General features: G+C 56.8%; 13 protein-coding genes, 7 pseudogenes and 1 other annotated feature. Of the genes and pseudogenes, 8 read left to right on the top strand and 12 right to left on the bottom strand.

Translation table 11 applies throughout. From position 1 onward, the window contains the following. Positions 1-651 precede the first annotated feature (651 nt). On the bottom strand, positions 652-1,278 hold the full coding sequence (locus tag AB4Y35_RS41760) for a LysE family translocator (protein ID WP_368708784.1): 627 nt from the start codon (positions 1,276-1,278) through the stop codon (positions 652-654). 344 nt (positions 1,279-1,622) lie between these two features. Here AB4Y35_RS41760 and AB4Y35_RS41755 point away from each other — a divergent pair. Then, positions 1,623-2,003, top strand: a pseudogene (locus AB4Y35_RS41755) (transposase); the annotation flags it as partial. Positions 2,004-2,097: 94 nt separating this feature from the next. On the opposite strand, the gene AB4Y35_RS41750 reads toward AB4Y35_RS41755, so the two are convergent. The 5 genes and pseudogenes from AB4Y35_RS41750 to AB4Y35_RS41730 all read right to left on the bottom strand — a co-directional run. Further along, on the bottom strand, positions 2,098-3,318 hold the full coding sequence (locus tag AB4Y35_RS41750; RefSeq protein ID WP_368708783.1) for a PhzF family phenazine biosynthesis isomerase: 1,221 nt from the start codon (positions 3,316-3,318) through the stop codon (positions 2,098-2,100). A gap of 13 nt (positions 3,319-3,331) precedes the next feature. Next, positions 3,332-4,648, bottom strand: coding sequence for a lysine N(6)-hydroxylase/L-ornithine N(5)-oxygenase family protein (locus tag AB4Y35_RS41745; protein ID WP_368692878.1), 1,317 nt, complete (start codon positions 4,646-4,648; stop codon positions 3,332-3,334). 113 nt (positions 4,649-4,761) lie between these two features. Continuing rightward, the gene (locus AB4Y35_RS41740) at positions 4,762-5,931 is read right to left on the bottom strand and encodes an MFS transporter (RefSeq protein WP_368692879.1); all 1,170 of its coding nucleotides are present in this window, start codon (positions 5,929-5,931) and stop codon (positions 4,762-4,764) included. After that, positions 5,928-7,595 carry a class I tRNA ligase family protein gene (locus tag AB4Y35_RS41735; protein WP_368708782.1) on the bottom strand — a complete coding sequence of 556 codons (1,668 nt, stop codon included), beginning with the start codon at positions 7,593-7,595 and terminating at the stop codon, positions 5,928-5,930. The genes AB4Y35_RS41740 and AB4Y35_RS41735 overlap by 4 nt, the downstream gene beginning before the upstream one ends. Positions 7,596-7,924: 329 nt before the next feature. Next, positions 7,925-8,304, bottom strand: a pseudogene (locus tag AB4Y35_RS41730) (transposase); the annotation flags it as partial. Between the two features lie 511 nt (positions 8,305-8,815). Between AB4Y35_RS41730 and AB4Y35_RS41725 the strand changes: the two are divergent. Then, a protein-coding gene (locus tag AB4Y35_RS41725) for an IS6 family transposase (protein WP_368692881.1) occupies positions 8,816-9,518 on the top strand; the annotation gives its coding sequence in 2 pieces (ribosomal slippage) (positions 8,816-9,187 and positions 9,189-9,518; 702 coding nt in all). An 870-nt stretch (positions 9,519-10,388) separates the two neighbouring features. On the opposite strand, the pseudogene AB4Y35_RS41720 reads toward AB4Y35_RS41725, so the two are convergent. Beyond that, positions 10,389-11,585, bottom strand: a pseudogene (locus AB4Y35_RS41720) (IS3 family transposase). 253 nt (positions 11,586-11,838) lie between these two features. Between AB4Y35_RS41720 and AB4Y35_RS41715 the strand changes: the two are divergent. Beyond that, positions 11,839-13,527 carry a pyridoxal-phosphate dependent enzyme gene (locus AB4Y35_RS41715; RefSeq protein WP_368692882.1) on the top strand — a complete coding sequence of 563 codons (1,689 nt, stop codon included), beginning with the start codon at positions 11,839-11,841 and terminating at the stop codon, positions 13,525-13,527. Positions 13,528-13,724: 197 nt separating this feature from the next. After that, positions 13,725-13,849 (top strand) — a sequence feature (AL1L pseudoknot). A 136-nt stretch (positions 13,850-13,985) separates the two neighbouring features. Here AB4Y35_RS41715 and AB4Y35_RS41710 read toward each other — a convergent pair. The 3 genes and pseudogenes from AB4Y35_RS41710 to AB4Y35_RS41700 all read right to left on the bottom strand — a co-directional run bounded on the left by AB4Y35_RS41710 (position 13,986) and on the right by AB4Y35_RS41700 (position 17,354). Beyond that, complete coding sequence (locus tag AB4Y35_RS41710; RefSeq protein WP_368692883.1) at positions 13,986-14,753, bottom strand: ABC transporter substrate-binding protein; 768 nt, start codon at positions 14,751-14,753, stop codon at positions 13,986-13,988. Between the two features lie 981 nt (positions 14,754-15,734). Further along, positions 15,735-16,852: pseudogene (locus tag AB4Y35_RS41705) on the bottom strand (IS110 family transposase). A 7-nt stretch (positions 16,853-16,859) separates the two neighbouring features. After that, positions 16,860-17,354: a plasmid pRiA4b ORF-3 family protein gene (locus AB4Y35_RS41700; protein WP_368692884.1), complete on the bottom strand. Its 495-nt coding sequence runs from the start codon at positions 17,352-17,354 to the stop codon at positions 16,860-16,862. Positions 17,355-17,469: 115 nt separating this feature from the next. On the opposite strand from AB4Y35_RS41700, the pseudogene AB4Y35_RS41695 reads away from it, so the two are divergent. Beyond that, positions 17,470-18,155, top strand: a pseudogene (locus AB4Y35_RS41695) (transposase). 225 nt (positions 18,156-18,380) lie between these two features. Then, on the top strand, positions 18,381-19,463 hold the full coding sequence (locus tag AB4Y35_RS41690) for an IS630 family transposase (RefSeq protein ID WP_368692963.1): 1,083 nt from the start codon (positions 18,381-18,383) through the stop codon (positions 19,461-19,463). A gap of 7 nt (positions 19,464-19,470) precedes the next feature. Here the strand turns inward: AB4Y35_RS41690 and AB4Y35_RS41685 are convergent. Continuing rightward, positions 19,471-20,228, bottom strand: a protein-coding gene (locus AB4Y35_RS41685; protein WP_368692962.1) for an IS5 family transposase whose coding sequence is annotated in 2 segments (ribosomal slippage) — positions 19,471-19,520 and positions 19,520-20,228 — 759 coding nt in all. Because the reading frame shifts where the segments join, the coding sequence is not laid out codon by codon here. Between the two features lie 148 nt (positions 20,229-20,376). Here AB4Y35_RS41685 and AB4Y35_RS41680 point away from each other — a divergent pair. Next, complete coding sequence (locus AB4Y35_RS41680; protein ID WP_368692961.1) at positions 20,377-21,435, top strand: IS630 family transposase; 1,059 nt, start codon at positions 20,377-20,379, stop codon at positions 21,433-21,435. Positions 21,436-21,445: 10 nt separating this feature from the next. Further along, positions 21,446-22,195, top strand: coding sequence for a GntR family transcriptional regulator (locus tag AB4Y35_RS41675; protein ID WP_368692960.1), 750 nt, complete (start codon positions 21,446-21,448; stop codon positions 22,193-22,195). Between the two features lie 228 nt (positions 22,196-22,423). Here AB4Y35_RS41675 and AB4Y35_RS41670 read toward each other — a convergent pair. Further along, a pseudogene (locus AB4Y35_RS41670) lies at positions 22,424-22,555 on the bottom strand (transposase domain-containing protein); the annotation flags it as partial. Positions 22,556-22,616: 61 nt separating this feature from the next. Between AB4Y35_RS41670 and AB4Y35_RS41665 the strand changes: the two are divergent. Next, a pseudogene (locus AB4Y35_RS41665) lies at positions 22,617-22,770 on the top strand (IS6 family transposase); the annotation flags it as partial.

The raw sequence follows: 22,770 nt of genomic DNA, 5'->3' as shown, positions 1-22,770 counted from the left end.
CCCGCGGATATCAGCATGATCCACCGTCGAGATTTACTGCTACGTCGCCTTCAGGAAATTCAGATGACATGAGACCCAAAAAGCCGAAAACCGATCCCTATTGACAAGCGGAGTCATATCAACGGTCTTGCGCCATTTCGCCCGCCACACAGGTCGACCGCGCCAAACCCGGTCTTCAGGCAGATGGGTAGCCGCGCCGATGGCGCACTGCTGTCGCCGCCGAAGTCCTCTGGCTGCGACGTCTTGATTGCGCGCAGCGGGGATGAACCGGGCCGCTGACCCACGTCGCCAGTGTCTCCGATCCAGTGGAGGGTAATCACGAAGGAGCATATATCTCGTACTGCAAAATAATTCTGCCGTGGGATCGGCCGCATTTTTTCGATACATATACGTGTGGCCCGCCAGACAGGATGGCAGTACCGATCAGGCTGTCCACCTTTTTCCCGCTGTCCGTGGAGACGGCGCCGACAGATGACTGACGCCAATTGGAGCCAAAGACGCTTGACGGCCACGAACGGTCGTTCGACATCAACCCTCAAGCGTTGACGATCGCGAGGTCGCCTTCGCGACCGCTGGTCGCGAACGTCTACTCTGCCGCACTGGGCCTGTGGGTACCGGTGATCGTTGACGCCACCCCTAGAGAAAGCCGCGTCAGACCTTTTCTGTCGCCAACTTCAGGCCTAGTCCAACAAACAGAGCGCCCATCGTTTTGGTCAACCAGGAAGAAATAGTCTGGTTCCGGCGAAGCGCATCTGTCATTCGCGCTGCGAGAAACACGTACGTGATACTCGTTCCAATTCCAACCATGTTGCCAGTCACGCCTAACGCGACGAGATCTTTCACCGGACTTGGGTCGTGCGCGCTGATGAACTGGGGAAGCAATGCGACGTAAAACAGCGCGACTTTCGGGTTCAAAACATCACTGAGAAAGCCTTGCCAAAAAATGAGCCGCAAGGCCTTCACCTTCGCGTCACCAGCGGGGAAAGCAAAGCCGCCTTTGGAGCGCAATGCTCCGAGGCCGAGATATAGCAGGTATGCCGCGCCTATCCACTTCACCGCAGTGAACGCCGTCGCTGATGCTAGGACAAGCGCCGAGAGACCAGTAATCGCGGCGAGCAAGTGTACGTAAGCGCCGAGATTGATTCCAAAGGCAGCGCATAGCCCTGCCGCACGTCCCTGAGCAATTGTTCGCCCAAGCAAAAACAGCATATCGGGACCCGGGACTAGGCACAAAATGAAACTAGCTCCGACGAACAAGATGTATGTATGAAGGCTCATGGTTTCTCGGGTTCGATCTTGGATGTGCGGCGCTCAACTGCGATAGGCGTGTTGGGCACGAACGTCATCCTACCAGCGCGGTTGGCTGCGCATGTTGAACGACCGCTTGGGAGCAGGTGGAAGGTCCGTAACGGGTCGGTTATGCCTGTTGCATGAGACGTGGGCCGGGGTCGAGCGGCGTGCCCGGTCGTGAGACGCAGTGCGGCCAGGAAGAGTCATCCGCCACGATACTAGTCCAGTGAACCAATGAAATTGCACTGATCTAATCTTACTGTGTCACAAAATTCATTTGCAGCGAAGCGATACCTGGTAGTATTGAATAATACAGACTTCGGGCGATCGCGATGAGAGAAGATGTCGATGAATTTGACGCGTATCTGGATCATCTGGGACAGGCTTTAGGACACGCCGATCGTCATGCCGGCCTCAAGGGTTACTGCTCGGGTCTGGTGTTGCCCCTGTCGCGCAAGAGCGTCGAGCCGATGGCCGCGCACATTGACCCACTTCACGCGAGTGCGAAGCACCAGTCACTCCACCATTTTGTGGCCAAGGCAGACTGGTCTGACCGTGCGGTTCTGCAGCGGGTACGCGAATGGGTGATGCCGGCGTTAGGTCTACACGCTGCTGAAGAGGCTGGCTATTACTGGATTATTGACGACACGGGCTTCCCGAAGAAAGGCAAGCATTCGGTCGGCGTAGCGCGGCAATACTGTGGGCAACTGGGTGCGACGCTGGCGCCTGGTGCACGACGTTTCGCTTCCAGCGCGGTATAGAGGCCAGAGATGCCTCCGCCGACAACGACAAGATCGAAGCACATGGTCATGATCGGGGCACCTCCCACCAAATCGAAACGGCCTCTATAGCCGCATTTCCAACGTTGTGCAACTGGTGGCGAACTCGAGGGCCGAATTGAACCGCGTCGCCTGTCTTCAACTCAATGCTCCGGCCGTCGACTACCGCACGACCATGCCCCCTGGAGAGATACCAAAGTTCCGGGACATCATGCGCTTCTGCAACGGTGGCGCAACCAGGAGCGACGCGAAATGACGCAAGCCGGAATGGCGCCTTGGGCTGTTCACTCGCCAAGCCCTCGAACTCACACATGGTCACACCTATAGCACAGGTGGTAACTGGGCCGCACGCAACCGTTCCCTGCCGAATACCGTCAATGTCTGCAAAGCGCGCGCTACCTTCGATTAAGACGCGATCGCCCCTTGCATCCAGCCCTAGCCGGCCACCGCTAGCTGAGGCTTGCAACGCACGCAGACTCGTGCGACCCAAGCGATCGGACCAGTACGGCTGAAGCTTGCAATGCGCGGACACACACACCTGATCCTCGTCGATGGAAATCGCTGGCGCAAAAAACCGCGACACGATGTCATATTCAGCGAGCGAACCGTTTGGTTCGGTACGTGCGGTCAGCACGACGCCACGACATTCAAGGCCGCGAATTGCAGCGATATCAGGCACAAAGCGTGTGACGATAGACTCATCCGCGACGACGGCAATCAGATCATCATAAGCGCGCCGGCATTCGACCAGCGGCACACCCAGCGCGTCCGACACGGCGCGCGCCGTCGCCCTGTCAGCAGCGACGCTGAGAATGCGAGGGAAGCTCATGGTGATGGCCTCGCTAGCGCGCGTGATAGTCAGAGCGCCGCTCCTCGACCTGAACGTCAGCGCGGGGCCCGGCACTTCCCCTCGAGTAAATAGCCAATGCGCCGCCGCGAGCGTCGCGTGACCACAGAGCTCAAGCTCGGCACTAGGCGTAAACCATCGTATGTCGAAGCTCGCGAGTTCGTCGTGGTCCGATGATGGCAGCACAAAGGCAGTGGTCGGCAGCTTCGCATAGTGAGCGGCCGCTTGCAATTGCTCGGACGGAGGAAATTCACGCAAGATTACAACACCAGCAGGATTGCCACTGAACCGGTCATCAGCAAATGCATTGACGACGTTCGGCGCCCGCTGCAGCTCCGGCGGCAATGACGCATGAGATATTCCGGCGAGATCTAGCGTGGTGAAGCCGTGCGTTCGTGTCATGAAATTTTCTCCGTCATTTCTTGCCATGGCTTCCGCGGCGCCCCAAGGTTTCGCCTGACCACGTGATAGCACCGCTCATTACACCGCAATCGAAGCGCTCGATATGGAGAATGGCGTTCAAGATTCGCGCACTGCGCCATGAAAGCAGACTGAGGTAGGGATCGGCGACCCCATACTGCGAACGCGCGCCGTTTTGCAGATAAAGTCGACAGTCGGGCGGTCCATCCAGGACCACGGAAAAATCATCGCGGATCTCAAGCTCCGTGTCTCCTAGTATGGTTTGCACAAACGACAGCCGGCTTCGTAAAGGCTCGAGTAACCTCGGCAGCGAGGATCTGTACCCTGTGCAGAGAATGACGACATCCGCATATGCGTGCATCACATCGCCGTTCACGCGGTCACGCACTGTCAACAGATAACCAGGCCCGTCGAGACTTATTGCCTCGACCGACGAATCGATCCGTATCTCGCAGGTGCCCGGCCTTGCCTTATGCGCCACTTCACGCTCGTACAAGAGCTGATAGATTTCCCGAAGCGTCGAGGTGGTGACGCCATCGCCCGCCAGTTCCTGGACCGTCAGAAATCGTTCACGCGCCTCGCGGGAACGCCGTTGGAACCACATGCTGTATTGGGGAAAGAACCATTCATTGACGAATGGACTGTCTTCGAGGGCAAATAGATTTGGCCGACGCGACACCCACGTAATCGTTGCCGGTTCTCCATGTAGCCCGCGCAGTAGCGCACTGACGACTTCGGCGCCGCTTTGGCCGCCGCCCACCACCGCGACGCTTGAACCTGCGAAATTCCGCTTTTCACTCAGAAATGTGCTGCTATGAAAAATGTTCTTTCCGCGAATTAGGCGTGCGAAGTCAGGCACGAACGGTTCCCGGCCCACACCGATGACGACCGTCTTCGTGCGCACCGCTTCTTGCTCGGCACCCACGCAAAATGAATCGCGATCTAGGTCGATTTCATTGATGGCCGTGCCGAAGCGGATATTGGGCAACCGCATGGCAGCCCATTTCAGATAATCCTGAAACTCCTGCCGGGTGATACGGTCCAACCCGCACACGATGGCTCGATAGAGGCGCCGATGGTCCTTAAGGTAGGCAAGAAACGAGTATGGGTTGGTTGGGTCGACGAGCGAGACAAGGTCTTTCAGGAAACTCGTCTGCATCACTGCCCCGTCGACCATCAATCCGGGATGCCACGCCGGAACAAGTGCTCGCTCAAATACAGTCACGGCAAGCTCACGCTGGTTATACGCAAGCGCAGCGAGACTCAGGTTCGCTGGACCTGCACCGACGGCGACGACAGGCTCTCTGCTCAATTGGCGACCTCGCAACGAAAATTTACCTTGGAATGTTCATGCCAGCAGCAGTCAAACCGGCTCTGACATCAATAGAGCGCCGTCACCGAGCGCCGCGGGCTTCGCGATTGGGTTCAGGCTAGCAACAAGACGTTTAAGGAGACAATGGCAAGCGTTACCGTCAGCATGAGATCGATCCCGCCATGAGCGACCAGCATTCCAGCGATGTAGGGAAAGCCAAACACGCCGGCAAAGTACGCAATCGTGAAGACTTGGGAGGTGACCGGCACGGACAATTCCGCGTCGTCGGCAAGATTGACCGCCATGCAGTTCAAGGTCGAATAGGTCAGCCCATAGCCTATTGCGAAAACGCAGGTGCTGATTACATAGACAATTGAGCTGCCGCTATTGCAAATGAAGAGCGCTAGCGCGGAGAGTATGGCGATGAACAGCGCGAATGCGAGCTTGCGAACAGGCAGCCTGCTGATTGCTAGCGCAAGCGTGAACCGGCATACGACGGTCGTCAAGGTGAACGTCAGGAAGAAAAGATCCGCGGGTAGGTGTCGAGATTCTGCGTAAGCCGTCTGGTAAGTCGAGAGTCCGGCAAAAGCGCAGGCGGCAAGTCCGATCATCGCAATGGGCAGGCGGGTGGTCGACCACAAGACCGATGCGGCTTGCGTAAGTGTGATGCCAACCGGTGCCATCGATAAGTGCGGCGTGCCTTGCATAAGCTTCCGGACTAACGCGAGTGCGACGGCAGCAGAAAGGCAGACACAAGCCAAACCGATATAAACCACAGAAAATGAACCGAATCGGTGCGCGAGGAGATGTCCAGTCGGTGACGAGAGTCCGAGTCCTGCCATTTGGGCGCCTGACAGCAGCGTCAAATGTTTGATCCGCGCTGAAGGCTTCAAGTGGTGGATGATTTGGAGCGGTGCCAAGATATAGAACGCCGACCAACCTAGACCCAGCAACAGTCCACCGGCGAAGGCAATCCTCAAATCGACGCGTGTCAGCCCAAATGCGAGCATCGCCGCGGACATCGCTCCGGCGGCTGCGACGATCGTCGACATCAGTCCGATCCGTTGCGCTATCCAGCCGGCGAACAGCGAACTGATGATCACGGTGAAGATGCCAGTCGAAATGACGGCGCCCGCCATTGCAACGTCGAGCCCGCTTGCGCGCAGATAGTCGGCCAGCAGAAAACTTGCCCCATAAGCCGCCGCAAGCGCGGCGCTCGCAAGCAGGAACGGTATGAACGCGGTAGCTTTGAGCGTGGAAGGCAGTTCGGCGGGTGCACTCATGAGGCCATACTCGCGGGAAGGCAGTTGGTAAGATCATGCTCACGCAACAGTCGCGACTTGTGGAGATTGGGCGCCTTTGCATCCGGTATCTGCCGGGTTTCCGTAAAAGCGGATGCCGATGGAGTATCGGCGTGGCCTAGCCATACCCAGATGGCGTCGGCGGTGCGCGGCATCAGCGGGGCAGCTAGGAAGGCGAGGCCTTTGAGCCACGTATATGCCGTGGCTGGCGTGCGCGCTTCATTGGCGAGATTCAGCCATGCCATAAGCTGCTTTGACGCCAGCGAAACCCGCAGCTTGTCGGGTGACAGCGCCGCGCTTTGCTCACCATAGAGCTCGACTAGCCTCGCGAACAGCGACGAATCGAATGCCGGTTCGCCGCGAAATGCCGGGTGCTCGACTATCGTCGCGCAGGCGTTTGCGACGAGCGTCCCGACCGTCGAGACGAGATGATTGTGACGGCTAAGCATGGTGCCAATACGAAAATCTGTTTCCTCTTCCTCGGGACATATTTCGGAGAGGTACACGCGCAGCGCATCCGTGTTGATGCCGCTAATGTTCCCGATATCACCAGCCCAGATTACGTGGCCGCGGCTAGTCGAGAACTTGCTGCCGTCCAGCTTGAGGAAGTAGTTGAAGTTCACCCTGTCGAAAGGACGAAAATTTTGCTGCACAAGCGCACAACCCGTTACCCCGACGAGCACCGGAACTGTATTGTCGATCCCCGTCGAGCCGATCAGGAATGTGTCACTCTCATACGAGAAGGGATTCGCCACACCGCGCTCTTGTGCATACCGCTTACCGCAGTAGAGATGGTGCGTATAGCAGCTTGCCGAATAGCTAAAGAGAATCTGACGATTTACGCAAGCGTCGGCTTGCCATGGAATTCCATAGAGCCCGGGCAACGTCAATCGCATGGTGCCCCCGCGCCGATCGACGTATCGTTGCGCGATACGCGCAAACGGTGCCTCGATGTGCATTTTCCCCCATTGCGCGGTCAGTTGGCTCGGATTCCGCATGTTCATGAAGTACGACTTGCTTTCTACCCACTCAGTGATTGTTCCGCGTCGTGAAACGGGCTTTACCGCATCCCAAGGTTCGAAGTGCATGCCGCAAGCTTCACAAAAGAAGCTGCCGGCCGGCTTCAAACAGGCAGGACAACATGCCGCCAACCAGGCGCCGATGGAAAACCGGTCCTCTATAGGTGCAGTGGAAGGCAACGCATCGTCAACGGGCAGTCGTTCGTCGCGCAGTTGGACTTGGCCGCTTTGTACCAGTCTGCGCATGAGTGCTTCCCGCACACCAAGAAACGTATCGATGTTGGTGCGTTGAACGGGATCATCAAACCTGTCGAGATGAATATCGAGGGCCTTCAAATCGGTCCCGATCTGCACATGAAATCGCGCTGCCATCGTTGCCGGATTCTCTCCGAGCTGCACCGCTTTTGCGACGACGTGATTTTCGAAGCTGTCCGTAGTGAGTCCATACCAAACATCATGTCCGCTACGTCGCAAGGCGCGTGCGAGGATATCCATTCGCAAAAAGGGACCACCCGCGTGACCAAGATGCGCGCGTCCGTTTGCGGTCAAATTCACAGGCGAAATAACGATTTTGCGCAGCGGCGTGCGTATATCACCTAACCCGACAAATCCAATTGCATTCCGCATCAGGTGTCCCGTTCAGGTAACCAACATTGCGAAGGATTATTTGACCGCGCTGGTAAATTGCCGATAGGTCAATTTCTGCCGTCTGCTTTTCTGCTGACTCTTCACTTGAATCCACTCCTGTTGGTGGAAGAGCACAAGCAATAGTTGGGCCAAATACCACGATATGTGCATCGATCAGCAAGGCGCTTCCGCGCAGCCGCCCTGGAACTCACTGAACTACGATGGCTTGCGCCTTGCCATTTCGGACGGTAACCATCAATGGATGGAGGCGGGTTCGCGCGGTGGCAATCCGGAGAGCAGGTTCACGGGGGGTGCCCCTATGTAATTCGTCAAGCGTTAGGGGCTGACTTTGGTTCGTAAAAGGTGCCGACGCGCAGCATGGCGAACAGGACATCGCAGCGTCGCCGTGCCAGTGCGATGAGCGCCTGGTTATGTCGCTTGCCCTGCTGGACCTTGCGTGCGTAATACGCTCGCGAAACAGGGTCTCGTAAAGCCGCGAAGGCGGAGAGGAACAAGGCGCGTTTGAGTACCTTGTTGCCGCGCCTGGACGGATGCTCGCCACGGATAGATGAGCCCGAGCGCCGGGTAACTGGTGCGAGGCCAGCGTAGGCCGCCAGGTGACCTGCCGAAGCGAAGGCTTTGTGCGCGACCTCGGTGAGGAGTCTGGGGCGGTCCTGGCGCCGACTCCCGGCATGCTGGTTAGGAGCGGGCGAGAGGTGCCTTTACCGATGTCGACGCCGATGAAGACATCGACGGCGTCATGTTGTTGGAATTCTTGCATCGAAGTTTGTGCAGATTGAACGAGTGGGCCTGCAACAACGGTGGCAAGTCTCGGCATCCACGTTACGGACGGCCTTGGAATATCCCGGCCGAGCCCCTATTAGCGATCACCAGCCACCCACCAGACCCGGTGACACCCCCCCGGATCATGACTGCGACTGGGCGCGAGAATCATGCCGGGCCTGGCTGGCCAAGGCCTCGATTATCGAGGCGGGAAGATAGTAACGGGGCGTAGGGTCGAAAGTTGCCGGCGCTGGCTGCGAGTAAGACTCTGCCAATGGAGCCTGGTCAACACTGCATGGGGTGACGCATTTCTTCCAATCGCGCCGACGGATGTCGGCAATGGCCGTTTCCCGACAAACTGCGCTCGAAAGCAGAAAGGGAACTGTCGCAATAAGTCGTTCTGCTATGCTGACGGGCCTTAATGCGTGACGTGATCGATGACCGAGAAGCTGGGTCCGGGTGTGGGAAAAGTACTCAAACGCTTGCATTACCCGCTGGACGTGATGTTGCTGTGGGTTCGGTGGTACGTGGCCTATGCGCTGAGCCTGCGTCATCTCGAACAGATGATGGCCGAGCGCGGGATTGCGGTCGATCATTCGACCGTTCATCGTTGGGCACTCAAACTGTTGCCGGTCCTGGAGAAGGCGTTTCGACGGCGCAAACGGACGGTCGGCAAGAGCTGGAGGATGGACGAGACCTACATTCGAATCAGGGGTGAGTGGCGGTATCTCTACCGGGCTGTCGACAAGGCAGGCAACACAGTTGATTTTCTGCTGCGAGCCCGACGGGACAAGGCTGCAGCCCGGTGCCTATTTCGAAAAAGCAATCGACCAGAATGGCGAACCCGAGACCGTGACGATCGACAAGAGCGGATCGAATCTGGCTGCCTTGCAAGCGATCAACGCCCCGCGGGATGTGCCGATCAAGGTCCGCCAGAAAAAGTACCTGAATAACATCATCGAACAGGATCATCGGGCGATCAAGCGCCGGACCCGATCCATGCTTGGATTCAAGAAATTTCGTTGTGCCCGCATCCTGTTGGGCGGCATCGAAGTTATGCACATGATCGTCAAGGGGCAGATGGACGATGGTGGTGTCGATCAGAATCCCGCACAGCAATTCTATTCACTGGCTGGATAACTAGTCCGTATCGTATTGGGACATTACTAACCTCTCATTCTTACCGCGACAGAACCCGCCCGCCGCGGCCGCGGTTACTTCGCTAAGAAGTATATGTGACAAACTGCGAGCGTTTTGTCGACAAGACGACATCACGAACCTCGAAGGGCGGCTCAATTACGGTTTCAAAGGCTTTCTCGCACATGGCACAGAAGCTGCTCGAGAGCGTCTTGCATCGAAGGCTGTCGCCGTAAAAACTATTCGCGCTTGTGTGTTTCAAATTCAAAACTTCGTTTCACGTCCTATTTCACTGGAGCGACAATGTCTCAATCACAGAAATTGATTTTTACGGAAAAGGTTGACACGTCAACAAGCTAAAAGAGTGCGCTCGCCGCGCCGAATGCCTCCAGACATGAACTCTTCATTGTTGGGTATGACCCGAGGGCTAACCATGGATCAGATCGAACACCCCCCGGAAATTATGGTGCAAGTCGACGAGTCGCAAGTCCGCAAGATCACAGCGGAGCCGATCGCCTGACGGAAGTCGGACTACCGTTATCGACCGGCATGCTACGGCAGGGTCCCGGTGACGAGATTCCAAATTTACCTGAAAGATCGCGAAGCGTTTCTGTTCCCGCCAGGAGAGAAAAACCGACTGCAGCTTCAGTCCACGATCAAGCCGTTCGGTCAATGCTATGCAGTCGTCTGCGATTTTCTCAAGAGGGGCATCGTGTTCTGCGGTGGTAAAACGCCCCACGGCTTGATCGGGATGCTACCGTGAGTGCTCACATCAAACAGAAGTTGCTTCTGAAGCCAGCCTGATCTACGTCTGAACGATTGGCGTTCGATATGGATGGAGTTGCCACTGTAACTCAGGACACGCGGACACCGTTAGGTTGAAGGCACCGCAGCGCGCCTGAACTCGCGCGGCGAGCGGTATTTCAGGGCTTTATGCGGGTGGCGCTCATTGTAGTGTTTAAACGCGATAGCCAGACGCGAGAGCGCCGTTGGTGCATCGGGCTTGTCCATATAGGCGACGTAATTATGTTTCATCGTCTTCACGAACGATTCGGCCATGCCATTACTCTGCGGCGAACGGACTGGTGTGGTCAGCGGCTCAAGTCCCAGTTCACGAGCGAAGCTGCGTGTGCGGTGGTCGATGTAGGCCGAGCCGTTGTCCGAGAGCCATTCGATGGGCTGCGTAGCCTGCGTGCTGCCGAAGCGCTGTTCGACGGCGGCCAACAACACGTCGCGCACCACATCACCGCTATGGCCGCCGGTCGCCGCCGCCCAGCTAATCGCTTCCCGGTCGCGGCAGTCCAGCGCGAGCGTAACGCTCAGCGGCGTGCCATCGTCGCACCGGAACTCAAAGCCATCGGAGCACTAGCGGGTGTTGCTACGGTCAACGGCAACGCGACCGTCGTGCCGCCGACTGTCTCGCCGCACGCCGGGACGACGCAGCAGCAACTGGTGCTCATACATCACCCTATAGACGCGCTTGTGATTGATGCACGGCGCGCTGGCCTGTTCTCGACTACGGCGCAGCAGTGCCCAGATGCGTCGGTAGCCGTAAGTTGGGAGGTGCGCTACGTGGGCCTGGATTTCCTCGACCAATTCCGTGTCGTCAGTCGATTTGGCGCTACAACCATCTTGCCAATCGGGCGAGCGAGCCTGTTTCGCTGCTACACCAGAGCGCGCCACGCCGAGAACTTCGCAGACCGTTTTCAATGGTCGTCCCCCGGCAGCAAGGGCGAGCGCGCAATCAGGTTTTTTGAGCGCCCCCATTCCACGGCTTCTTTCAAGATTTCGACTTCCATCGTCTTTTTCCCGAGTAGTCGTTGCAGTTCCTTGATTTCCTTGATGGCGGCGGCCAGCTCAGATGCGGGCACAACAGATTCACCCGCCTTCACCGCCGCCAGACTGCCTTCCTGGTATTGCTTGCGCCAGCCGAACCTGGTTGGCGTTGACGCCGTGTCGGCGTGCCACGCCCGACACGGACGCTCCCGGCTCCAGTGTTTCCTGCACGATGGCGATTTTTTCCTGCGGGGTGCGCCGACGACGGCGCTCCGGCTCGGTCAGAATTTCGATGGGTTCCACGTAATGACTAGGCTTACTGATAGGCACAAGACTATCCCTTATTTTAAGAGAGTCCTCGTGTCCTCAGATACGTAGGGCCGCTCCAATGGAGTGGTCCGAGACGCGCCGCCCACGCTGGAACTGTTGTTCAATTAACGTTCGAACGTGGTTGGGAAAGAATATGGAGCTAGCAATTCGTGATTCACGGAGCTTGGGTTTTGAGCACCCGGTAATCACCCACTGAATGGCAGCCGGAGAGTGAAAGATGTTTGACTGCAACCTGATGCACAAGCTTGAGGACTTCGAAAATCCCCGGATCGTTAAGTTGAGTGACGACCTCTATGGGGCGAGCTTTTCTCTCATGAAATTGCTCCCAGCGCGGTTTATGCTCGAGCGAGCCGTTGAGGAGGGCTTGCTTCGGCCGGGAGGCACCATCTGTGAGTCCTCTTCAGGCACTTTTGGTCTCGCGTTAGCCATGCTTGCTGTGCAGTACGGCTACAAACTTGTATTAGTGAGCGATTGGGCGCTGGATCGACATCTTCGTAAGCGCTTCGTCGAACTCGGCGTACACCTAGATATTGTCGACAAGCCCGCGCGCAATGGCGGACTTCAGCAGGCGCGGTTAAACCGGCTGGCCAAATATCTGAAAGAGATACCTGGCAGCTTTTGGCCATCGCAGTATTCCAACAAGGACAATCCACTCGCTTACGGAAAATTCGCCAAATTGCTCATTGAAAGGGTAGGGAAAATTGACGGCTTGGTGGGGTCAGTTGCGTCGGGAGGGTCCATGTGCGGGACGACACGAACTCTCAGAGCAACACTACCGGAACTCCATGCGATCGGTGTTGATGCCCCCAATTCGGTGCTGTTTGGCAGACCGGGGGGGGAATTGATAGGCCTGAGTAATCTAGGCGGAGAAATAGTCCCTTCAAATCTCGACCATAGTCAATTTGACGAAATTCATTGGCTGACGTGTGTTGAAGTGTGTGACGCGACTCACCGACTGCATCGGGATCAAGGGCTATTTATGGGGCCGACTAGTGGTGCGGCTTATAGAGTGGCAGACTGGTGGTCAAGTAAACACCCTGGCAAGAAGGTTGTCGCTATCTTTCCCGACGAAGGTCACCGCTATCTCGAAACAGTCTACGACGACGGTTGGTTGTCGTCGCTACCTGGGTGGCCTGATACAGCGCGTCAAGAGCCATCGACCGTATATGTGCCTACTGAGAACATGAAGGGCTGGTCGTGCTATGCATGGGGGAGGCGGACGCTTGAAGAGGTCCTTTCTAGCCTCGTCGATCCTTTATCTGCAAATTTGCTCGAGTCTCCGCGGCGATCCATGACGCTACATTCAACCGCATCTCGTCCCGAAGAACGAACTGAGCCGGAGGAATTTTCGAAAGAAGATTTTAACCCAGCGCTGATGGCCCTGTCTCCTTGTGATAATGCTTATGTGACGCACTTGGATTTGGAGCTGGAGCAGGCGCAGTTTGTGGATCCATTGTACGTAGTATTTTCTGAACTCCGTAATAGCTCATATCCCGATCAGGAACACCCCTTTTCGATAGTAAGCCGAGACGAAATCGTTGGCTTTTTTGTCCTCCGGGAAAAAGCCGCACTTCCAGAATGGGCGCCGCCAGACGCTATCACTTTACATAGCCTTCGCATAGGTCGATCGTATCAAGGTAATGGATATGGCGAGGCGGCACTTCTTCTGGCCAAGAAATGGATTGCAGCGAATCGATCAAGCGTCAAGCGTCTCATGCTCGCAGTTAACACGCGCAATGTAAAAGCTAGGCAGCTGTATCGAAAATCGAACTTTCGCGGGACTGGCGTCAGCTATTGCGGTCCGCATGGAATGCAGGATATCCTCGAATGCGAAATAGACTCTGGAAACGGCTGTTGTGCGCATACCTTCGGGTTACTTCATCAGGCCGTGCCATATCGAAGCTAGGTGGTCATGCAATGCCGCCTTCGGGCCCGTCTGCGCCTGAAGCAACAATGCTCTGTATGGAGCGGCGGTAGGGATGCCCGGACACGGTCCCCAGCTCCAAATAGTGGCGTGACTGCGAGACGGGGACCACGGCGAACCGCCCCGGATTTTGTGGAGGCTCCAACTCTTGAGAGAATGGAGCCATGAAAAAGAAGGTAAGCAAGTTTTTGCCAGAAGTCCTAGAGCGCGCAGTGCGTCTGGTGCGCGAGCAGCGGCCTTCATCGATCAGCATCGCGACACCTTCGGGGTCGGGCCGATCTGCAAGGTCTTGCGGATTGCCCCGTCGGGCGGTTCTGGTACAGCTGGTCTCGTCCCTTGGCAGGACACCATGCCGCTCATGCACACTGAGTGCGGCGATTCGACTCCCTTTCGAACAGAAGATGACACCGGTCGCAGGTCCACGATCGCCGCCGACGGCATCAATCTCCATAAACATCGAAGGCGAAGTATTTCTTCTCAATTCGCTCATACGTTCCGTCCCTTCTCAGGTCTGAGATTGCCTGGTTAACCCTCTGTTTGAGATGACCGTCTTCTTTGCGAAAACCGATCGCGTTCCCCTTCAAGCTGAACGGGTCGACAATTTTGTCGCCGACAAATCCATGGCTGACACCACGAGGCGTTCCCAGGAAGCCGAGTTGCGCTTGGATGTCGCCAATCAGCACAGCATCAAGGCGCCCCACCGCCAAGTCCTCGTACACCAGGTTCTGGTTTTGATACGGCACCACTGTCGCGCCCTCCGGCGCCCAATGCCTCTTCGCATAAGTTTCCGCAATCGTACCTTGCTGGACACCAACCGACTTTCCGCGCAGAGCTTCGGGCGTTGGCAATACGGTGGAGCCTTTTTTTGCCAGAAGGCGAAGTGACGAATTCCAAAGCTTATCGCTGAACGAAATCTGTTCTGCGCGTTGGTCAGTTATGGTCATTCCCGACATGATTGCATCGAATTTTCGCGCTTTTAGGCCAGGGATCATTCCGTCAAAGTCATTTTCAATCCAGACGCACTTCGCATGCAGGCGGGCGCAAATTTCGTTTCCCAGGTCAATCTCGAACCCGACCAGCGTTCCGCTTCTGTCCTTGGACTCGAACGGCGGATATGTTGGATCCACGCCGAATCGAATGGTTGAAATATCATTTGCATAGCAACATGCCGAGATCATCGACACCAGGAGCAAGACAACTGCTTTCATTACCGCCTCACTGTTGAAGGGGCCACAAGCAAGGACATTCGAGCCACGCTTTTGATGGGCAGATGGTGCGTTATCCGAGGCCCTAGAGTTGCATCGCTCTACGTCGCGCGCCAAGCGACGTAGAGATTGACAAGCATAAGCCGACAAAAGCGAACCGTGGATCAGCTATGCGCACGCCGCAGACAAAGATACTAGGTATATCGACTATCCGTCAACTGAGATCGACTCCACTGTCACAGTCAACCACCTGAATATAGGTCGCAGGTGAATGTCTAATGCACTGTCATGGGGATGCGGATCTATTTTCTCGGACTGATTTACGTTGTTAATCCGAGGCTTTCACGGTACTCGATGGGGCTGAGATAGCCAAGGGAACCCAACTGGCAGATTGTCGCCTTGATGCGCTTCCCGAGTTTCAGGTACAGCTCGACCGCCCGAACCCGGTCTTCGTATGAATACATGGACTACCTCCAAAGTAGTCCAAGATTTTGTCCGCCTCTCCAGTGGGTGAATTCTGCGTGGACATCAACACCATGCCATCCCACAGCTTTCCCAGCGGTGTTGCGAAGCCACGGCGCAACCGTGTGTCCCGGAATTCGCTTCCCTGAACTTCAAGATCCATCCATGACCGATCATCCGCCCGTCGCTTGCCGGCCATCTCGCTTACGCGTGAAACATCACGTATTCCCGGTTGATATGACTTCCGGCGTCAATTGGATTGGATCGGTTTTGTGTTTCCGATGTCTGAATTTCCTGAGGGCGACGTAGCAGTAAATCTCGACGGCGGATCAAGCTGATATCCGCGGAGCTGCCGCATTAAAGGTGTCCGGCCAATGAGCCTTCCGCTACCTACCGCCGCAAGTCGGATAAGATCCGTTGCCTAACCTGGTCGCGGGTTACTCGTGTGCCGGGCTACGTCGCCTTCAGGAAACTCCTCCGGGTCTGGTTACGTTGGATGCAGGCATACAGTATTGCTCCACGTCATGTCATCTGTGTCTCGCGAGGTATGGCGAGCGACAACGACAGCCGGCAGATGTCCCATATGAACCCGTTGAGTTCGCGGGCCACTGCAACTACCGCGATATTTTTCTGCTTGCGGCGCGCAACGAGTTTGCGATAGCGTCGGCAAAGGCGTACCTGCGCGTCCCAGGCACGATCTACAATTGGCTTGGGCAACGACACTGGATCTCGGGGCTCACGCGTGCGTGGTGCCGGTAGCTCCATGCGGCTTCGACCAGCAGTTTTCTCGCATAGCTATTGCCGCATTTAGTGATGCTGCCCTGACGGCGCTTGTTGCCCGATGAGTGCTCGGACGGCGTCACTCCCAGCCATGCCATCAACTGGTGTGGGGTGCGCGAAGCGCGAGAGGTCACCCAGCTCGGCGAGCATGCCCACTGCGGTTGTGAACTGTATGCCGCGCATTGCCTGCAGGCCCAGGACGACCGGATAGAAGCGCCAGTTGACGACCGCCTCACGCAACGCGGACTCGAGCCGGTCACATTGTGCGAGCCGGTCCTCGATCGCGCGACGCTGTTCTTCGAATGCGAACTGCTGCCACGCACTTGCGAAGCTATATGCGCTCAGCCAGCGCCGGTGCGCTGGCCCCCAGTTTGCACAGCCGATATAGCGCACGCCGTGGGAAAGTAGAAAGGCCTTCACCCGTTGCCGCGCGCGCTTCAAATCGTCCTTGGCAATCACCCATGCGCGCGCCAGATCCCTGAATGCTTCATCCTCGACGCCGGGCACGTACACTGCCGACAGGTCACCAGCACGCAATGATCGAACGAGCTTAACGGCATCACGCCGGTCAGTCTTGATACGCTCACCCGGCTTCCTGGGAATCAGCGACGGCGCGCGCACCATGCATTCGAAACCTTTCTTTACAAGCTGCCGGTACAGCCCATATCCGCAGGGGCCGGCCTCGTAGACGACGTTGACGCATCGCCCTTTAGATTGCAGTCGCTTGCACAAGCGGTCCACGTCAGCCTGCGTAGCGCCGATCTTGCCGAGCAATTCAACCTCGCTCGCTCCGATGGCGTAGGCCGCCTTGATCGAGTCCATCGAGACCTACGTACGTAAAGCGTGCTATCGTCTTCCATGCCGGCCTTATCGGAAATCGCCGGGTGCGGCATGTCCGCATCTTGCGGCTCTGGCAGCGATGCTAACCCGCGTTTGATTCCGCTGCGGCGGGCCAGCCTCTGCCTCCCAGGAAGTCATACTGCCTACCAGGTTTCGCGGCAAAGATCTGCGTAATTGCAAGCAGACCGAGGCCCTCTTGACTTTCAGAACCTGGTCTCTGAGAGCCATTGATTCGCAAGAACGAGATTCGAAGGCGGCGGCGCCGAAGCTACTGCCACACCACTCAGGGAAGTGATCCTGTTCGTCGCGCGCCTGATCGCCGATCGCTTCGAGGAAGTCGGCATATTCCGGCACTCCTCCAACGTCTTCCGGCGGACAGACATTTTGCCCGTCCAGGCAAAGCGGCCGACGCATGTCGGGATCTCGTACGAGTGCTTTCTCGACCTTGATCCAATGCTCCCAGTTGTCGCCGTAGTCGTAGATGTAAGTGAAGGACTTTAATCCGCCCAATGCCTTCGCCAACGTGACCCGGCACCTACGATGGGCAGCATGTATACTAGGGAAGGTCTGCAAAAGTCCTGGCATTGAAGACTGGTTCGCCTATCCTGGAAGATAGACAAGTTCAAGGAGTTCGTCGATGACACAGCTCGGTCTTGGTCTGGATCTTTCGACGAAACGCACGTGCAAGCGGGAATTTCTCGATGAGATGAGGCGCGTGGTGCCATGGTTGAGGTTGATTGCGTTGATCGAACCGCACTATCCGAAGGGTAAGACTGGAAGGCCGCCGTTTCCGGTTGCGACGATGCTGCAGATCCACTTCATGCAGCAGTGGTTTGGTCTGTCAGACCCAGCGATGGAAGAGGCGCTTTATGACGTGCCGCTGTATCGTGAGTTTGCGGAGCTGGGCGAAGGTATGACGCGTTTGCCGGACGAGAGCACGATTCTGCGGTTCGGTCACCTTCTCGAAACGCACGGTCTGACCGCGCAGATGCTCGCGGTGGTTAGGATGTGTACGCTGACGCCGGATATCAGGGTATTGAGAAGCGCTGTCAGGCAAACCCGGTACGCTGGCATGTCGCGATGCGACCAGGTAAGCGTCGACAACTGGACCTGAACAATCGTCTGGACGCGATATACAACCAGATTGAGCGTCTGAAGGCTGGCGTGCGCGCCAAGGTTGAACATCCGTTTCGCGTGCTCAAGCAGCAGTTTGGTTATACGAAGACGCGGTACCGGGGATTGGTGAAGAACACCGCGCAGATCACGACACTGTTTGCGCTGGGCAACCTCTGGATGTCACGCAGGGCTCTAACCAAAGTGTGAAACTCTCGGGTCAGGCGGTGAGTCTCGGAAAACGAAGATCATCATGCTTCAAAGGCCGGACGACCAACCTGCCAGCAGGCGCTTACGGCTGATACGCTCAACGCGAAAAAAGATCAGCGCTCTGAAAGCGTGTTGTGCAGACCTTCCCTAGTATTCCGTCCCAGAAATAACTTTACGTAAATTCAGATTGGTCTATGATCGAATCACGATGAGTTGGAGGCGATCATGGGACGCAAAGGAATCGAGGTTGTCGTGTCGGAACTGGAGCGAGAACAATTGCTGTCAATGAGCCGCTCGCGTTCGCTGCCTCACTCTCTCGTGCGCCGGGCAAAGATTGTCTTGATGGCCGCTGACGGTCATACGAGTCAGGAAATTGCGACGCAGTGCGAAGTAACACCACCCGCGATTACGCACTGGAAGAAGCGCTTTGTTGCCCATGGACTTGCCGGTCTGCATGATGAAGCCCGTCCAGGCCGGCCTCGCACGCATGATGATGAAGCAGTAGCGGAATTGCTTGCGAGGATACTGCATGAGAAGCCGGACGGGGCAACGCACTGGAGCGTGCGCTCCGCTGCTGCGCAGACAGGGATCTCGAAGAGTTCGGTGGCCCGATATCTGTCGTTGTTCGGCGTACAGCCTCATCGGTCAAAAAGCTTCAAGCTGTCTAATGATCCCTACTTCGTGGAGAAGGTGCGCAATATCGTCGGGCTGTACCTGAGCCCGCCGACCAATGCCCTGGTGCTGTGCGTCGACGAGAAGAGCCAGTGCCAGGCGCTGGAACGTACGCAGCCGATGTTGCCGATGGGGTTGGGCTATCTCGAGGGAGTGACGCATGATTACGTCCGGCACGGCACTACCACTCTGTTCGCCGCGCTCAATACGGCAACGGGTGAAGTTATTGCGCAATGTAAGCCGCGCCACAGACATCAGGAATTCCTGGCGTTTCTCAAACTTGTGGACCAGGCGGTGCCTGCCGATCTCGATGTACATCTGATCGTCGACAACTACGCGACACACAAGCATCCGAAGGTCAGGGCGTGGCTGGCCAAGCATATGCGCTACCACATGCACTTCACTCCGACCTACTCAAGCTGGCTGAATCAGGTTGAACGCTGGTTTGGCCTGATTACGCAACAGGCGATCCGTCGAGGGTCGTTCAGGAACGCGCGCCAACTCATTGCCGGCATCGAGCGCTATATCGAGCACTACAACCAACACGGCCGGCCGTTCGTATGGACCGCGACCGCCGATTCAATCCTCCAGAAGGTGGCTCGGCTATGCAAAGTTATTTCTGGGACGGAATACTAGGTTGTGTTCACATTCTCACGAGCGGTCCAAAGGCACAGGCAAGCGAAGCGAAGGCGAGTAGTTCCCTGCGAGCTTGTCATATCGAGTGGCGACACGACGAAAATGTTTGATACGACTGAAAAAGCGTTCGACGATGTTCCGGGTCCGATACAGCACGCGGCTATAGCGACGCCTGATCTTTCGGTTCGAACGCGGCGGGATTACGGCCTTCGCACGCGTGGTGCGAATACTCTCTACGAAGGCGTTCGAGTCGTAGCCCTTGTCAGCGATGATCGCGCCGGCGCGCAAATGCTCAACCAGTTCATTCGCGCACGTAATATCGGAAACTTGTCCCTCGGTGGCAATCAACCGCAGGGGACGTCCGGCATCATCGACGGCCAAGTGCAACTTGGTGGTCAGTCCACCTCGCGAGCGTCCGAGCGCTTGCGGTCCGTTTTTTTTCGAGCTCCGGACGAATGCTGGTGCGCGCACGATGGTCGAATCGATCAACACATGCTTGATCTCGGTTTCGTCGGCCACGGCGGCGTGGATAACGCGTTCCCACACACCCTTGCGACGCCACCTGGAGAAACGCATGTAGACCGTGTGCCATCGTCCGAGCGCCTTCGGCAAATCACGCCACGGGCAGCCGGTCCGGCCGATCCAGAGGACAGCTTCGACAAACCAGCGATTGTCGGTCGCCGTTCGCCCTGGATCGCCCTCCTTGCCCGGCAAGACGGATTCGATTCGTGCCCATACTTCATCGCTCAACAACGTTCGAATCATCTTGGCCTGCTCGCGCAAAAGACAAGATGTAAACACATTTCATCGAATGTAAACAGACCCTAGGGATACCCAAAAAGGCGACTTTTGACGCCCGATGCTCAGTGTCCTAGTCCAGTGAACCAATGAAATTGCACTGATCTAATAGTGCATGGGCAAAATGAATCTGAGTGAAACCGAGCGCGAAGAACTGATGTCGATGCAGCGCAGCCGCACAATGGCCGTTGGCGAGGTGAGGCGTGCGCGGTTGATCCTGCTGCTCGACGAAGGAGCCTCGCGTGCGGCGATCATGGCCGAATTGCGATGCGATTCGCGTTTCATCACAACGTGGCAATCGCGTTTCGCCAGTGAACGCCTTGCTGGCCTGTACGGCAGACATCCAGGCCGTGCGCCGCGACCTGACCTCGCGGGCCTTGAAGCGAGAGTGCTCGACTACACGCTGCGACGCAAGCCGGCCGACGGCTCGACGCACTGGAGCAGCCGCAAACTGGCGGCACAGCTGGGCATGGCCTTCATGACCGTGCAACGTATCTGGCGCAAGCACGACATTCGGCCACATCGTCTCGATACGCACATGGTGTCCAACGATCCTGACTTTGAGACCAAGGCCGCCGATGTGATCGGGCTGTACCTTAATCCGCCGTTGCATGCGGCGGTGTTCTGCGTGGACGAGAAGACAGCCATCCAGGCGCTGGATCGCAAGGACCGGATGTTGCCGCTCTCGCCCGGGCGTGCCGAGAGTCATGGCTTTGAATACAAACGCAACGGCACCCTGAGCCTGTTCGCGGCATTGAATGTCGCCACCGGCGAAGTGCTGGGCAAAACCGCGCCGCGCCATACCAGCGCCCAGTTTGTTGCGTTCCTCACCGAGGTAGTATCGGCGCAGCCACGCGGAAAGGAGATTCACGTGATATGTGACAACGTGAGCAGCCATAAAACCGACGCTGTTCAAATATTTCTGGCCGACCATCCGAAGGTCTCGATACATTACACGCCCACGCATTCGTCATGGCTGAATCAGGTCGAGAACTGGTTTGCCCGCATCCAGCGCGACGTCATTGCGCGTGGCGTATTCACCAGCACCAGGGATCTCGACAAAAAGCTCATGCGGTACATACTTCAATACAATAAGCAAGCACTCCCATTGAAATGGAAGTACTCCGATCCATCGCGGCGAATCCGGTGCAATTCATCTGGTTCAACGGACTAGTGGAGATATAGTGAACAAATCCCAACTGCAGTCCTCGCTCTCTCTTCATGAAACGGTCCGTGAGGAGATTCGCAGCCGAATTGCGGCGGGCACATACGCGCCGGAATCGCCGATCCCTTCGACCGCGATGCTGAGCGAGGAGTTTGCCGTTAGCACGATCACCGTCAAACGTGCGTTGCGCGACCTACAGGCTGCAGGCGCCATCGTCTCGATACCTGGAAAAGGTACGTACGTCAAGCGGCAGCTCAGATCGCTGCGACAACTCGATGTTAAGCAGCCCTTTCTCAATGAGGCGACCATTCGCCCCATGTCGGTAACACGAGAAAAGATACTAGACCCAACAATGGCTTACGTTGCGCCCCCAGATCACGCGATGTTGTGCGTTCGGAAGACGATCTGCTCAGACGACGCGCCCTTAGTGTACGACACCACATACATTTCGACTGATATGGGTGACCAGATAGTCGAGGAGTTCGCTGGTCACTTTGTTGTGGACGTATTGGAAAAGCACGGAATCCACGTAGTCAAAACGCACCTAGTCATAGACGCCGCTCCAGCAGCAGGCACGGTCGAAGAAATATTTGGAATACCGAACGGGTATCCCACTTTACGCCGGCTGTACAAAATGGTCACGAGCGATCCTAGCGTTACGGTTTATGGTGTCCTGCAAGCACCGTTTGATCGGCTCGCATGCAAGGTCGACTTCGAATGGACACAGAGCGTGGCATCTGCGCCGCCGCGAAGCAGGCGGCGCAGATAGCCCTTCGTCCCGCCACCACTTCTCTCTCAGCGCCGAAGGATGGACTGGAGATCACGACCGAAGCGACCGCCGTTCAGGTACGTGTCGGATGGTGTCGGTATTTGTGCGGCTGCTTGTTCGCTCTCAAGTCCCTTATCGAGGTAAGCGGCTCGCGTGGGCCGCTCTCGACGTTGTGCGCGTAAGTGAGGCATGCTCGGCGAGCATGGTTCTGTCTGTGCCTACCCGCAATCAGGGCATGGAGGCAGGAGGGCCGGCCTTGCCGCGCAGCCTGGGGGCCACGTTCCAGGGCAGTAGCTCTTCGATGCGATTGATTTCGTGATCGGCGATATGAGTCAAGACGTATTCGAGATAGGCTCGCGGATGGAACTGTCGCAATAAGTCGTTCTGCTATGCTGACGGGCCTTAATGCGTGACGTGATCGATGACCGAGAAGCTGGGTCCGGGTGTAGGAAAAGTACTCAAACGCTTGCATTACCCGCTGGACGTGATGTTGCTGTGGGTTCGGTGGTACGTGGCCTATGCGCTGAGCCTGCGTCATCTCGAACAGATGATGGCCGAGCGCGGGATTGCGGTCG

The sequence above is a fragment of the Paraburkholderia sp. EG286A genome (genome assembly GCF_040965375.1).
In the GTDB taxonomy this organism is placed as follows: domain Bacteria; phylum Pseudomonadota; class Gammaproteobacteria; order Burkholderiales; family Burkholderiaceae; genus Paraburkholderia.
The sequence above is the reverse complement of the archived record's forward strand: the minus strand, read 5'-3'. Positions and strand labels throughout refer to the sequence as shown.